The sequence below is a fragment of the Streptomyces sp. NPDC046866 genome (assembly GCF_040704625.1).
Lineage (GTDB): Bacteria > Actinomycetota > Actinomycetes > Streptomycetales > Streptomycetaceae > Streptomyces.
Genome location: NZ_JBEYXN010000016.1, coordinates 69,467 through 82,197 on the forward strand (window position 1 = coordinate 69,467; position 12,731 = coordinate 82,197).

General features: G+C 73.8%; 12 protein-coding genes and 2 pseudogenes. 4 read left to right on the forward strand and 10 right to left on the reverse strand.

Annotation, left to right across the window (positions count from 1 at the left end; genetic code table 11):
• Nucleotides 1-2: 2 nt before the first annotated feature.
• Entirely contained in the window at nucleotides 3-2,456 is a 2,454-nt protein-coding gene (locus AB0953_RS22695; RefSeq protein WP_366861349.1) for a SpoIIE family protein phosphatase, read from the reverse strand.
• A gap of 483 nt (nucleotides 2,457-2,939) precedes the next feature.
• Here AB0953_RS22695 and AB0953_RS22700 point away from each other — a divergent pair, with 483 nt between their 5' ends.
• The 3 genes from AB0953_RS22700 (at nucleotide 2,940) to AB0953_RS22710 (ending at nucleotide 5,838) form a co-directional block, all read left to right on the forward strand.
• Nucleotides 2,940-3,581, forward strand: coding sequence for a sortase (locus AB0953_RS22700; protein WP_366861350.1), 642 nt, complete (start codon nucleotides 2,940-2,942; stop codon nucleotides 3,579-3,581).
• 416 nt (nucleotides 3,582-3,997) lie between these two features.
• Nucleotides 3,998-4,867, forward strand: a complete 870-nt coding sequence (locus AB0953_RS22705; protein ID WP_366861351.1) for a papain-like cysteine protease family protein — start codon at nucleotides 3,998-4,000, stop codon at nucleotides 4,865-4,867.
• A gap of 14 nt (nucleotides 4,868-4,881) precedes the next feature.
• On the forward strand, nucleotides 4,882-5,838 hold the full coding sequence (locus AB0953_RS22710) for a hypothetical protein (protein ID WP_366861352.1): 957 nt from the start codon (nucleotides 4,882-4,884) through the stop codon (nucleotides 5,836-5,838).
• Between the two features lie 43 nt (nucleotides 5,839-5,881).
• Here AB0953_RS22710 and AB0953_RS22715 read toward each other — a convergent pair whose 3' ends face one another.
• From AB0953_RS22715 to AB0953_RS22735, 5 genes are all read right to left on the reverse strand, one after another.
• The gene (locus tag AB0953_RS22715) at nucleotides 5,882-6,337 is read right to left on the reverse strand and encodes a YbhB/YbcL family Raf kinase inhibitor-like protein (RefSeq protein WP_366861353.1); all 456 of its coding nucleotides are present in this window, start codon (nucleotides 6,335-6,337) and stop codon (nucleotides 5,882-5,884) included.
• Between the two features lie 139 nt (nucleotides 6,338-6,476).
• The gene (locus AB0953_RS22720) at nucleotides 6,477-6,689 is read right to left on the reverse strand and encodes a hypothetical protein (protein WP_366861354.1); all 213 of its coding nucleotides are present in this window, start codon (nucleotides 6,687-6,689) and stop codon (nucleotides 6,477-6,479) included.
• The gene (locus tag AB0953_RS22725) at nucleotides 6,686-7,093 is read right to left on the reverse strand and encodes a hypothetical protein (protein WP_366861355.1); all 408 of its coding nucleotides are present in this window, start codon (nucleotides 7,091-7,093) and stop codon (nucleotides 6,686-6,688) included. The genes AB0953_RS22720 and AB0953_RS22725 overlap by 4 nt, the downstream gene beginning before the upstream one ends.
• A 154-nt stretch (nucleotides 7,094-7,247) precedes the next feature.
• Nucleotides 7,248-8,693 carry a HAMP domain-containing sensor histidine kinase gene (locus AB0953_RS22730; RefSeq protein ID WP_366861356.1) on the reverse strand — a complete coding sequence of 482 codons (1,446 nt, stop codon included), beginning with the start codon at nucleotides 8,691-8,693 and terminating at the stop codon, nucleotides 7,248-7,250.
• Nucleotides 8,690-9,406 carry a response regulator transcription factor gene (locus tag AB0953_RS22735; protein ID WP_366861357.1) on the reverse strand — a complete coding sequence of 239 codons (717 nt, stop codon included), beginning with the start codon at nucleotides 9,404-9,406 and terminating at the stop codon, nucleotides 8,690-8,692. The genes AB0953_RS22730 and AB0953_RS22735 overlap by 4 nt, the downstream gene beginning before the upstream one ends.
• Before the next feature lie 211 nt (nucleotides 9,407-9,617).
• Between AB0953_RS22735 and AB0953_RS22740 the strand changes: the two genes are divergently transcribed.
• A complete protein-coding gene (locus AB0953_RS22740; protein ID WP_366861457.1) occupies nucleotides 9,618-10,100 on the forward strand; it encodes a MarR family transcriptional regulator in 483 nt (160 codons plus the stop codon).
• Between the two features lie 19 nt (nucleotides 10,101-10,119).
• On the opposite strand, the pseudogene AB0953_RS22745 reads toward AB0953_RS22740, so the two are convergent.
• From AB0953_RS22745 to AB0953_RS22760, 4 genes and pseudogenes are all read right to left on the reverse strand, one after another.
• Nucleotides 10,120-10,215: pseudogene (locus tag AB0953_RS22745) on the reverse strand (IS5/IS1182 family transposase); the annotation flags it as partial.
• 130 nt (nucleotides 10,216-10,345) lie between these two features.
• A pseudogene (locus AB0953_RS22750) lies at nucleotides 10,346-10,567 on the reverse strand (methyltransferase type 11); the annotation flags it as partial.
• A 104-nt stretch (nucleotides 10,568-10,671) separates the two neighbouring features.
• Nucleotides 10,672-11,772: a substrate-binding domain-containing protein gene (locus tag AB0953_RS22755; protein ID WP_366861458.1), complete on the reverse strand. Its 1,101-nt coding sequence runs from the start codon at nucleotides 11,770-11,772 to the stop codon at nucleotides 10,672-10,674.
• A 193-nt stretch (nucleotides 11,773-11,965) separates the two neighbouring features.
• Nucleotides 11,966-12,517, reverse strand: coding sequence for a hypothetical protein (locus tag AB0953_RS22760; protein WP_366861358.1), 552 nt, complete (start codon nucleotides 12,515-12,517; stop codon nucleotides 11,966-11,968).
• Nucleotides 12,518-12,731 lie beyond the last annotated feature (214 nt).

Below are 12,731 nucleotides of genomic sequence, written 5' to 3' on the forward strand. Positions count from 1 at the left end.
CCTCAGGCTCGGGGCGGGGCGCCGTCCGCGCCGGGTTCCCCGGCGGGCGGCCGCTTCGCCGGGGGCAGGACCTGCTCCGCCCAGATGATCTTGCCGGTGGCGGTGTAGCGGGTGCCCCACTGGTGGGCGGTCTGCGCCACGATGAACAGGCCGCGGCCGCCCTCGTCGTCGTTGGCGGCGTGCCGCAGGTGCGGCGAGGTGTGTCCGCCGTCGGACACCTCGATGATCAGCGTCTGGTCGCGGATCAGGCGGAGCCGGACGGGGCCGTCCCCGGCGTACCGGATGGCGTTGGTCACCAGCTCGCTCACCACCAGTTCGGCGGTGAAGACCAGCTCCTCGAGCCCCCAGTCGCGCAGCTGGGCGGCCGCCGCGGTGCGGGCCCGGCCGACGGCCTGGAGGTCGCTGCTGACGTCCCACACGGCGATGCGGTCCGGGTCCAGGAGCCGGGTGCGGACCAGCAGCAGCGCCGCGTCGTCCTCGGTCGGGGCGGGCAGCAGGGTGCCCACGGCCTCGTCGCACAGGTCGTCCAGGGGCCGGTCGGGCCGGCTCAGGACCGCGGACAGCACGCCGAGTTGCTCGTCGAGGTCGCGGCCGCGGCCCTGTACGAGGCCGTCGGTGAAGAGGGCGAGCAGGCTGCCCGGGGGGAGGGTGAGCTCGACGGACTCGAAGGGCAGGCCGCCCAGGCCCAGCGGCGGGCCGGAGGGCAGCTCGGGGAAGGTGACCGTGCCGTCGTCCGGGTGGACGACGGCGGGCAGCGGATGTCCGGCCCGCGCCATCGTGCACGTCCCGGTCACCGGGTCGTACGCCGCGTAGAGGCAGGTGACGCCGAGGGCCTCGTTCTCCGAGAGCTCCTCGCCCCCGGCGTGGACGGCGGCGCGTTCGTCGGCGCCCTGGGTGACGAGGTCGTCGAGACGGGCGAGGAGCTCGTCGGGGGCGAGGTCCATCCGGGCCAGTACGCGCACGCTGGTGCGGAGCCGGCCCATGGTGGCGGCGGCCCCGAGGCCGTGGCCGACGACGTCCCCGACGACCAGGGCCACCCGTGTGCCGGACAGGGCGATGACGTCGAACCAGTCGCCTCCCACACCGGCCCGGCTGTCGGCGGGGAGGTAGCGGTACGCGAGCTCCACGGCGGAGAGCCGGGGCAGCAGCCGCGGCAGCAGGCTGCGCTGGAGGAGCAGGGCGGCGGCGTGTTCGCGGGCGTAGCGCCGGGCGTTGTCCACGCACACCGCGAGCCGGGCGGCGAGTTCGCCGGCCACGGCCAGCTCGCCCTCGTCGAAGGGCTCGGTGCGGTGGTCCCAGACGAAGGAGACGAGGCCCAGATCGGTGCCCTTGGCGCGCAGCGGCAGGGCCAGGAGCCCCGGCTCGCGAGCCGGGCGGACGGCGGCGGGGGCCGGCCGGGTGCCGCCCGGGGTCTCCTCGGGGGGCCACACCCGGACCATCCGGCTGTCGGGCGCGCCGGCGGACCGGTCACCGTTCGGCTCCGCCTCCAGCAGGTCCACCGTGACCCGGTCGGCGAACCACGGGGTCGTCACGGCGGCGAACTCCCGGGCCGTGCGGTCCGTGTCCAGCGTCGTCCCCACGTTCCTGGCCGCCCTGACCAGCAGGTCCAGGCGCTGCTGGGCGAGGTAGCGCTCGGTGATGTCGAACGTCTCCTCGCACACGCCGAGCGGTGAACCGGACGGGCCCTCCAGCCGGTAGTACGAACAGGACCAGACGTGGTCGCGGTCGGGGGCGGAGGGCGGCCGGCCCCGGTAGTGCAGCTCGATCACGGGCTCGCCGGTGGCCAGCACCTCGCTCATGACCTGCTCCAGGGTGTCGGGCATGCCGGGCGAGATGATCACGCCGTGCGTGACCATGTCGTCGGGGCCGACGCCGGCGTACTGGGCGGGTCCCATCTCCTTGTAGAGGGCGGCGTTGGTCCACACCACGCGCAGCCGGGTGTCATAGAGGGCCAGCCCGACGGGCGACTGGGTGGCGAGCCCGCGCAGCATCGACTGCAGGGCGTTCCACCGGTCGGTCTCGTCGGCGTCGGCCAGGGCGAGCAGGTGTGCGGGCCGCGGCGCGGCCGCCCCGCTCGGCCCGCTCGGCGGCTCCGCGGCGCCCTGCTCCCCCGGCGCGGCCTCCCCCGTGCCGCCCGGGTCGCTTCCGCCGGGGCCGCCGGGCTCCGTGCCGCCGGGGGCCAGGGGGTGGACCGCGACCGCCGCCTTCGTGGTGTGCCCGTCGCGGTGGCGCAGCCGGAGCACGCGCCGTGCGCCCGGGAGGAGTTCGGGCTCCGTGGCATCGGTCACCAGGTCGGCGAACTCCCGCCAGAGCACCTCCGGCGCCGGGTACCCGAGCAGTTCGGTGGCCGCAGGACTCCAGCCGATCACCCGCGCATCCGCGTCGAGGACCACCACGGCCACGCGGGACGCGTCGAGGGGGTCCTGGAGTTCATCGAAGCCGGGGATCTCGCTCATGGCACATCCCGCTCATGACACCTCTTGCATGACACCTCTTGCCCGCAGCACTGCACTGCACTGCACCGCGCCGTACGTCCGCCTGGACGCGCTCACGGTCGACGGCCGACGCGTACGGAACCCGCCCGCATCGGCCGCGCCAGGTCGCACCGCTCTCCCGGCCACACAGCCAGCATGCGCCTTGCTGCGCGGGGGCCGCATCCGGACGGGCGCCGAGGGCGGGGGCCGGCGGCGTACCGGAGTCCGCGAACCGGGGGTGCCGCAACGGACTCGGCGGGTGTCGCCCGAGGCGGACAGCAGGGGCGCGCGGCCGCTCGTGCAGCGGTGCGGCGCACCGTCCCCCCTTGCCGGGAAACCCGGGGGCGTCGTGGGCCGACATGCCGTCAGGGCGAGCCGGTGCCACGCTGGAAGAGCCGACCGGGCCTGCCGGTCACTCCGCACACGGCCCGGTCCGTCCCCCACCCCCTCTCACCGGGATGTGCCATGCCCCACCGCCCCTTCCGTCGCCTGCACGCCCTCACGGCAGCCGTGGCCGTCGCCGCTCTCGCCGTCCCGCTGACGGCCCCCGGGGCTGCCGCGTTCGACCCGGCCGCGGCGGGCACCCGGGCCGTCGGCCGTGCCGCCGCAGCCGAGCTGTCGATCCCCTCCATCGGGATCTCCGGGCTGCCGGTGGTCCCGTACCAGGGCAGTCCGGACGACGCGGCCGGGACCCGGATCCAGGACCAGGGGCTGGCCGCCAGCCCGCACGGACCCGGCGGCGGGGTCGGCCCGGGCGAGGTCGGCAACTACATCGTCACCGGGCACCGCGTCACGGCGGGCGGCCCGCTGCGTGCGCTGCCGGCGCTGCGGGAGGGCGCCACCGTGCTGGTGACCGCCGGCGGCGTGACGTACACGTACACGATCACCGCCACCCGGACGACCTCCTTCCGGTCCCCCTCCTCGAGGGACGCGCAGCGGGCCCCGGTCCCCGGTTCGCCCGGCACCGCCCCGACCCGGGCGATGATCACCGTGACCACCTGCCTCACCCCGGAAGACGATGCGGCGGGGAACCACTGGCGCGACGCACAGAACAACCCCGAACACCGCCTGGACAAGGTCGGGGTGCTCACCGGCACCACTCCCTGAACCGCACCCGACGGGTCCGCGCCCAACGCGGCGGGATTTTCCGGTGGGAAAATGATGGAGAGTCACGCGGCATACACGCTGGGCTATTCGCTTTTTTGACGAGCCGTCCAATAACGCGATTCCCCACGTCAAGTTTGCGTAAAGTCCGTGCCCTGCGCGGCCTTCCGAATGGCCTGGACCATTTCTTGCGGCCACCCCAACCCGCTTTGGCGCTGGGCGAGTTGACGGTGGGTCAATTCTTGCTGCGCGATGGTTGAATGGGTGACCTCTTCGCGCGTAGAGCAATGCCGTCCACATCCCGGTATCTCTCTGGCAAGATTCCCGGCACCCAATCCACTCGAGGAATGCGGTGCCGATAGCGCCCGCGGACGACCGGATGGCCGGGGCTGATCCGCCTTTCCGGCCCAAGGAGCACGATGCACAGACGACGCATGTCCCGCCGCAAGAAGGCCGTCATAGCCGCCACCACCGCCGCGCTCTCCGGCGGTCTGCTGTTCGGCTTCGGGGCCCTCGCCCAGGCCGACACGGTCACCGGCACGGTCATCGGCGGACAGGGCAACTACGCCACCGTCAACCACCGGGCCAAGCCCGCCCTCTCGGCCCGGATCAACGGTTCCTCCAAGGTCGGCGACAGGATCCAGATGTCCTGCCGGACCACCGGGGACACCGTGGAGAACAACCCGCGGTGGATCTACACCGGCTCGTACTACATCGCCGACGCGTTCATCCGCGAGAACACCACCCCCCTGCCCGTCTGCGGCTCCACCCCCAACCCCGGGCCCACCCGGCCGAACCCCGGTCCCGCCACCCAGAAGTCGCTCGGGATCGAGATGCAGAAGCAGGTCCGGACCCAGTGGTGCTGGGACGCCTCCGGCGTGACCATCGCCAAGTACTGGGGCAGGAACGTCACCCAGGAGCAGTTCTGCCGACTGGCCGCCCAGGGCACCTGGGTGGACTGCAACAACCAGCCCGCGACGCTGGAGGACATGGCCAACGGCCTGGCGAAGGCGGGGCTCGGCAGCAGCGGCCGCAGCCTGTACCGCAACGCCTCGTTCGGCGAGTCGACGGCCGAGATCGCCGCGGGCCGGCCCTTCGCGGTCCGCTTCGGCTGGCGCAGCGGCGGCGGCCACATGAACGTCATCTACGGCTACGACAGCGCCACCAACATGATCGCGGTCGGCGACCCCTGGCAGACCACCCAGACCTACACCTGGTGGGACTACTCCACCTACGTGAACAACAACTCGTTCCAGTGGACCCACTCGCGCATCGGCATCCAGGGCTGAGGAGAAGACCGACCATGCAGACCAGACAGACCATGCGGCGCATGCAGCGCACGGCCGTCCGGGCGGCCGTCCTCGCCACCACCGCCTTCGCCACCGCTCTCTGCGGGAACGTTTCCGCGCACGGCGCGGAGGGCGGCGACGGCATCGCGGGCTACCAGTCCGCCCAGCAGACCCTGCGCAGCGACCAGGTCCACGACACCGTCTCCCGCTTCCTCGTCTCGACCCGGCAGCCCGGCAGTGCCGCCGCCGCGGACGGGGGCGCCGTCGGCGCCCCCAAGAACGGGAGCGCCCCCGCCGCCCCCGCGGCGCCGCCCCGGTTCGAGCTCAAGGACCCGGTGCCGATGTTCGAGATCAGCCCCGACTTCGTGGCCGGCAAGGCCCAGGCAAGCCCGCAGACCGCGCTGCGGCTCTCCTACCTGGCTTCCCGGGTGACGGCCTCGGACGGCCGCCCGGCCGCCGTACTGCTCGCGCCCAAGGGCGGCGCGGCCGCGCCCGGCAGCCCCCAGAGCGCCGGAGCCGAGGGCTGGCAGCTGGCCGGCATCCGCGACGGGGACACCGACCTCGGCCTCGCCGAGCGCGGCACCCCGCAGGCCCGCGCCTTCAGCGAGCCGCAGATCCACGCCTGGTACCGGCTCACCGCCGAGGGCATGGTCGAACCGCTCAACCAGGAGGCGGCGGCCGGCCTCGGCGGAAAGGGCGCCGTCCCCCTCGCCGCGTACCAGAAGCTGGTGTCGGCCCGCTACGGCGACAAGCTGCCCGGATCCGAGTACGACCGCAAGGGCCTCGCCGGCGGGTACCCCGGCCTGGCGGAGGAGGAGCAGGGCCGGCCTGCGGCGGCATCCGTCGCCTCGGCGGCACCGGCGGCGGGCGCGTCCTGGCAGCCGGCCGCCCTCACCGGGGCCGCGGCCCTGGCGGCGGCCGGCGGTGCGGCGGTGTACGTCCGGCGCCGCCGGACGACCGCCGGAGGCTGACGCACCGTCCGAACCGGCGCCGGCCCACCGCAGCGGTGAGGGGTCACAGCCGCTGGTAGACGCCCACCAGCGTGCCGCTCCCGAGATCGACGCCCCGTACGGCGCCGTGCACCGCGTCCGCGGTGGGCCGGTCGTGCAGCCGTACGGGGTGGGAGAGGGCGTACAGCCGGAAGAAGTAGCGGTGCGGCCCGTGCCCGGGCGGCGGCATGGGACCGCCCCAGCCCGTCTTCCCGAACCCGTTGGGCCAGGACCGTCCGCCGTGGGGCGTCTGGCCCTCCTCCACTCCTCCGGTCCACGGGTCGATGCCCGTGACGAGCCAGTGCAGGAAGGTCCCGCGGGGAGCGTCCGGGTCCTCGCACAGGAGCAGCAGCTCCGCGGTGCCCTCGGGCGCTGCCGTCCAGGTCAGGGGCGGCGAGACGTCCTCGCCCTCGCCGGTGTACCGGCGCGGGATCTCCGCGTGGTCGGCGAAGGCCGGGCTGGTCAGCTTGATCAGGGTCACGGCCGCGCCCTACCCGGCCCGGCCGGGCCCCGTACCGCCCCGGCCCGTGGATCCACCCGACCGGCCGAGCCCACACCACGGCCCGCCCGGGGTGCCGGGCGGGCCGTGGTGTGGGCCGGTGCGGGAGCGGGCCGGCCGGTCAGTTGTTCTGCGAGGCGTCCGCGTCCGCCTGCGCGGCCGCGCTCTCCGCTGCGTCCAGCTTCGCCTGCATGTCCCCGGCCTGGCCGTCGACGGCCGCCGACTGCTCCGCCTTGGGGTGCTCGCCCCCGCCCCCGCAGCCGGTCAGCAGCAGGGACGCGCCCAGGGCGAGGGCGGCGGCGAGACCGGCGGCGCCGCGGCGGCGGGCCCTCACTTGGACCCCTGGGCGCTGCACCAGGTGGAGACGGCCTTCAGGTCCTCCTGGCGCTTCTGCAGCGTCGGCAGCAGGCTCTTGCGGAAGGTCAGGCGGTCGTTGAGGTAGGTGTCGATCTCGGTGTGGCCGGCGCTCTTGGCCTCGGCGACGCGCTGCTGGAGCCGGGCGATCGAACCGGGCACGGTCGCGTCGCCGTTCAGCCGGGTGAGGGCGGCGGTGATCCGGGCCTCGGCCTTCGGCAGCCGCTTGCAGATCGCCTTCGCGCCGTCGCCCTTGGGGGCGGACTTCGCCGAGGCGGCGGGGCTGGGCTTGGCGGCGTCGGCCTGCGCGGGACCGGCCGACAGCAGGGCTCCGGCCAGGGCGACGGCGCCGAGCGCGGCGGCGGTCTTGCGGTTCGGGAGCATGGTGGTATTCCCCTTCGGTGCGACGGGCCGGCGCTCGGGCGCTGCCGGCCGGGCACGAAGCTAGGGACCGTTTTTGTGGATTCCTTGTGATCCCGCAACCGGCCCGTACCCCTGCCCTCCGGTGCTGCCTGACCGACGGCGGGCCGGCGGTGGTTCAGTGGTCCCGGGAGATCCAGTCGCGGCGCAAGGGGAGCCTCAGGGTCGGCTCGTCCGCCGAGGCCAGCGGCAGGCGCACCTCGAAGCGCGCCCCCCTTCCGCCGGGCGCGTCGCCGACCGTGACGGTGCCGTGGTGCAGGGCGGCCTGCTGGGCCACCAGGGTGAGCCCGAGGCCGGATCCGGGACTGCCGGGCCGGTGGTGGAAGCGCCGGAAGACGGCCTCGCGTTCGGCCGGCGGCACGCCCGGCCCCTCGTCGTCGACGGTGAGCACCGCGCAGGAGCCCCGGGCGTGCAGCCGGACCGTGATCCGGGGCGGCTCGCCGGGCCGGCGGCCGTGCACGGCCGCGTTGCGCAGCAGGTTGGCCAGCATGATCTTCAGCCCGGCGTCCCAGCCGATGACCCGCAGTTCGGTCGGCAGCTCCGCGTCCAGACGGGCTTCGCCGTGGCTGCGGGCGGTCTCGCCGACGGCCGCGTCCACCAGCTCGCAGAGGTCGAGCGGCGCGAACGCGGAGACCTCGACGAGGTCGCCGAGGGCCAGCATCCGCAGCGCCGTCAGGAGTTCGAGCAGCCGGGCGTGGTCGCTGCGCAGGTCGCGCACCACCTCGGCGCGTTCCTCGGGGGGAAGGTCGGGGTGGGCGGCCAGGACGTCGAGGTCGGTCTGCATGCTCATCAGCGGCGTGCGCAGCTCGTGCGAGGCCGCGGAGGAGAAGGAGCGGGCGGTGTCCAGCGCCTGCGCGGTGCGCACCGCCTGCTCGTCGTAGCGGGCGAGGAGCTGGCCGATCGCCGCGGACAGCTCGTCCACCTCCGCGATCCTCGCCGGTGCGCCCGCGAAGGCGGCCGCCCCGGCCGCGGGGTCGAGTTCGGCGGCCCGGCGGCTGAGCCTGCGCACGGAGACGGTGGCCCGCCGGGCCAGCCCGTACGCGAGGAGCCCGGAGACCGGGGCGGCCAGCAGGGCCACCAGCAGCACGCGGCGGCGTACGACGGCGAGCTGCGGGTCGGTGGCGGAGGCGGGCGTGTACAGCCACAGGCTGCCGGGGGCGGGCCCGGCCACCGGCACGCTGAGCACCCGCCAGGCGCGCCCCTTGGCGCGGACCGTGACCGGGCCGTCCGGGGTCCGCTCCGGCAGCCGTACGGACTCGGCGGGCTGCGGGCCGCCCTCCAGGACGACCGTCCCGTCCGCGCTGCGGACCCGTATCCCGGTGTCGAGGGCGTCGCCGAGGACCTTGCGGTGCTGGTTCTGCTCCGCTTTGGTCCGGCCGTTGCGGTCGGCGGCGAGCAGGGCCCGTACGTCCGGCAGGACCGCGGAGGCGCGGTCGTGGAGCCGGGTGTCCTGCTGCTGGCGCAGGTCGCGGCTGACGAGCCCGAGGACGAGCAGGCCCGCCGCCAGGACCAGCAGGGGCATGACCGCGGTGACCGAGAGCGCGATGCGGGTGGCGAGCTTCACGGGGCGGCGTCCCCGGCAGCGGGCACGCGCAGGACGAAGCCGACCCCGCGGACGGTGTGGATCAGCCGGGGGCGCCCGCCGTCCTCCAGCTTGCGGCGCAGGTAGCTGACGAAGGTGTCGACGGCGTCGGTGCGCACCGCGAAGTCGTAGCCCCAGACCCGGTCCAGGAGCTGGTCGCGGGAGAGCACGATGTCGGCGTTGCGCACCAGGGTGGCGAGCAGTTCGAACTCGCGCCGGGTGAGGTGGACCTCGGCCCCGGCGTTGCGGACCCTGCGGGTGGCCTGGTCCATCTCCAGCGGCCCGGCGCGCAGCACGTCCTGTGCGCTGCGGGCGGGGCTGCGGCGCAGCAGGGCGTGCAGGCGGAGCACCAGCTCCTCCAGCGCGAAGGGTTTGACGAGGTAGTCGTCGGCGCCGGCCTGGAGGCCGGCGACGCGGTCGGCCAGTTCGTCCAGGGCCGACAGCATCAGGACCGGGGTCTCGTCGCCGCGTTCGCGCAGGGTGCGGCAGACCTCCGTACCGGTGAGGCCGGGCATGGAGACGTCCAGGACGAGGACGTCCGGGGGGCGGGCGGCGAGGGCGGCGAGGGCGGTGGGCCCGTCCTCGGCGAGGAGCACGGTGAAGCCGCTGAGGCGCAGGCCGCGTTCGAGCGAGCGCCGGATGGCGGCGTCGTCGTCCGCCACCAGCACCACTGCCGTGGTCGTGCTGCCTGCCACCCTGTCTCCTTCCGGCCCGGCCCCGTTCCGGCCCCCGGCCCTGTCGCGGCCCGCGGTCACGGTCCGGTCCGGCCTGCGGGCCGCGGGACGCCGCCGACCCTCTCACGGCGGCCGGACGGACCGGAAGGCGGGTCCGCTGGGCGCCCGGGACGCGTGGCAGTGAATGCCGCATTTCCGATGGTTCGGCGCGCCGGGGAGATGTAGCGTCGTGATCATGTCACTGATCGGAAACGCCACTGACCAGGCGCCGGCGAACCCGGCCGCCACCGACGACATGCTGGCCACTCAGCCGGTCGGCTACTGGAGCGGCCTGGTCCATGCGGCCGTCACCCGGCATCTGCGTGATGCGATGGCCAGGATCGACGCGACGCAGCCGCAGTACTGGGTGCTCAACCGCGTGGACGGCAGCCCCGCGGCGCCGAGCCGCGAGGAGATCGTCGCTTCCCTGACGCACCTCGCCGACGGGCCGCATGAGATCGCCAGGGCCGTGGACCAGTTGCTCCACCGCGAGTGGCTCAGGATCGATGACGGGCAGCGCCTGCACCTCACCGATGCCGGGGAGGCCGCCAGAGTGCGGCTCCGTGAGCTGGCGACCGAGGTACGCGCCGTGGTCCACCGGGGCGTCAGCGACGAGGAGTACGTGGCCGCGCTCAAGGTACTGCGCACGATGGTGGCCAACGTCGAGGGCGAGTAGGTCGCGTCTCTCGACTCCACTCGGTATCCAGAGTCCGGGGCCGTCCGCCGCTGCGGCCTGTCCTCTTGCGGTAGGCCTGCTGATCGGCACGCTCGGGAATCACCGTGCGGATGCCGTGGACCGCGTAGCCGGAGTTTCGTTCTTGCTCCGGCAGGTGACAGCGCTGATGTCCTGCTCCGGCCGGGCTGTATGTCCTGCTCCGGCCGGGCTGCATGCGTGGCGTGCCGGTGGGTCCGGGTCGATGGGCGGTGGAACTCGGTCGGATTGCGCGGGGCGAACACGTTGAGCACGACATCGGCTGCCCCGTCGGCCGGCGGGAAGGGACGGAACACCTCCCAGGCCACCGCGGCAGCTCGGTCGTGGGCACGGGCTGCCAAGCGCAGCGCGCGCACCGATGTGTCCAACCCCAAACCACGGGCGCCAGGCATCTGGTCGAGTACGCCGGCCAGGTAGTAGCCCGTGCCGCACAGGAAGCAGCAGTGCGGGGTGCTCATGAATGCCACGTCACAGGTCTACGAGCACGGCGGAGACCCTCATGCCTCCGGACCCAAGAAGAGGTGGGAGCCACGGCCTAGGTCAGGCCGATCTCCTCGCATGCGGCCCGGAGCTTCTCGGTGCAGATCTCGGAGACCGTCCAGACTCCGTCGACGACCACGGTGGAGCGGACGTTGTCCCTGGTCAGCGGGGTTCCGGGGACGAGCACCGAGCGCACGTCCTTGCTGGTCGGGCTGTCGACCAGCTGGTTGACGATCCCGTCGATCTTCTCTCCGAGGGCGAGGTCGACGGCCATCTCCGCCGCGGCGGCCGCCTCCGGGGCGTACCGCTTGTAGACGGTCATGAACTGCTCGCCCGCGACGATGCGCTGGACGGCGGCGAGTTCGGCGTCCTGGCCGGTGACCGGCGGCAGCGGGGAGACTCCGGCGGCCTTGAGGGCGGTGATGATGCCGCCGGCCATGCCGTCGTTGGCGGAGTAGACGCCGACCACCTTGCCCTTGCCGAGCGCGGTGAGGGCGGCGGTCATGTTGGTGTGGGCGTTCTCCGGCTTCCAGTCGACGGTGTCGTACTCCCGGCCGACGGTCACCTTGCCGTCGAGGACCGCGTGCGCGCCGGCCTTGAACCCCTTGGCGTTGGGGTCGGTGACCGAGCCGTTCATCATGACGATCTGGCCGTCTTTGGCCTTGTCGCCCAGCGCGTCGAGGAGCGCCTTGCCCTGGACCCTGCCGACGTCCTCGTTGTCGAAGGAGGTGTACGCGTCGATCGGGCCCTCGGCCAGGCGGTCGTAGGCGACGACCGGGATTCCCGCCGCCTTGGCCTTCTTGACGGATTCGGCGATGGCCTTGGAGTCGACGGCGTCGATGATGAGGGCGTTCACCTTGTTGGCGACCATGGCGTCGACCTGGGCGCTCTGGGTGGCGGCGTTCTGCTTGGCGTTGGCGTAGACCACTTCACCCTTGCCGCGGGTGAGCTTGGCGACTTCCTTCTCGATCAGCGGCTTGTCGAACTTCTCGTAGCGCGCGGTCTGGTTCTCCGGCAGCAGCAGGCCGATCTTGACCGCGTAGCCCTTCGCGGAGCCGCCGGGTCTCGCATCGGCGTCCTCCGAGCCGCCGCAGGCGGTGAGGGAGAGTGCGAGGGCGGCGCAGACGGCGGCGGCCACGGCGGCCCGGCGGCGCATGAACGTGTTCACGAGGTAAACCTCCCTGACGAGGCCGTATCCCTGCGGCCGAGGTGGACGCAGTCAACTCGGCAGTCCCAGGACCGTCAAGGAGCGGATTCTCATCGAGATGACAACGTTGCCAAGCCGCGGGCACTTCACTGTGTGAAGCCGAGGCCCAACGAGGAGGGCATGCCGCTGTTCCGCGGGCGGGTCAGCCGCAGGAGGACACGGGCTGCAGGGCGGTGATCTCCCCGAGGGCCAGGGTGACGGTGCGGTCGGCCGTCCGAAGGGCCACGCGCCCGTAGTCGCTCTCGCCGAGGGACCCGCAGACCGTACCGGCCTCGGTGCTGACGCGGACGAGGCTGCGCGCCGCGCCCTCCTTCTTCTTCTCGGGTGTGGGCCACCAGGAAGCGCCCGCCGACAGGGCGAGCAGCGCGACGGCCGTGAAGGTGAGGGCGATCCCGGTGCGCAGGGCACGACCGGTGCGCCCCGGGTCGGCCGGGCGGACCCCGCCCCGGTACAGGGGCCAGGCAGCGAGGCCGACGAGGAAGATGGCGCAGCAGGCGGTGGCGAGGGAGCTCAGCGCCAGCAGCCCGGCCACCACCTGGACGGTGCGCGGAACCCCTGCCGGTCCGCTGCCCTTGAGCACGCCGCACAGGCCGATGAAGCCGAGGACGGCCAGCTGGATGCCGTGCCAGCCCTTGGCCGAGGTGTGCAGGTCCTCTGCGGCCGCTGCCGGTCCGTGCGCGGCGTCGCTCGTCATGCCTTCAGCCTCTCCCCGCGGGTCCGGTCGTCGCCGCTACGTGTACCCGGTCACGGCGACCGCCCCCCGCACCGGCATCGCTTTCACCTGCCCGCCGTACCGCCGGCCCCTCGTCGCCTGCACGGCGGTTGCGAGGGGCCGCTCCTTCGTGCTGCCCGAACGGATCAGCGGCCGGGGGCCGGGATCGCGGCGGGGAAGTACGCGGCGCCGGAGC

What these genes read in the sequence shown, in the direction of transcription:
- AB0953_RS22695 (WP_366861349.1), bottom strand. Translation starts at nt 2,456, where the DNA reads ATGAGCGAGATCCCCGGCTTCGATGAACTCCAGGACCCCCTCGACGCG.
- AB0953_RS22700 (WP_366861350.1), top strand. Translation starts at nt 2,940, where the DNA reads ATGCCCCACCGCCCCTTCCGTCGCCTGCACGCCCTCACGGCAGCCGTG.
- AB0953_RS22725 (WP_366861355.1), bottom strand. Translation starts at nt 7,093, where the DNA reads ATGCTCCCGAACCGCAAGACCGCCGCCGCGCTCGGCGCCGTCGCCCTG.
- AB0953_RS22710 (WP_366861352.1), top strand. Translation starts at nt 4,882, where the DNA reads ATGCAGACCAGACAGACCATGCGGCGCATGCAGCGCACGGCCGTCCGG.
- AB0953_RS22755 (WP_366861458.1), bottom strand. Translation starts at nt 11,772, where the DNA reads ATGCGCCGCCGGGCCGCCGTGGCCGCCGCCGTCTGCGCCGCCCTCGCA.
- AB0953_RS22705 (WP_366861351.1), top strand. Translation starts at nt 3,998, where the DNA reads ATGCACAGACGACGCATGTCCCGCCGCAAGAAGGCCGTCATAGCCGCC.
- AB0953_RS22760 (WP_366861358.1), bottom strand. Translation starts at nt 12,517, where the DNA reads ATGACGAGCGACGCCGCGCACGGACCGGCAGCGGCCGCAGAGGACCTG.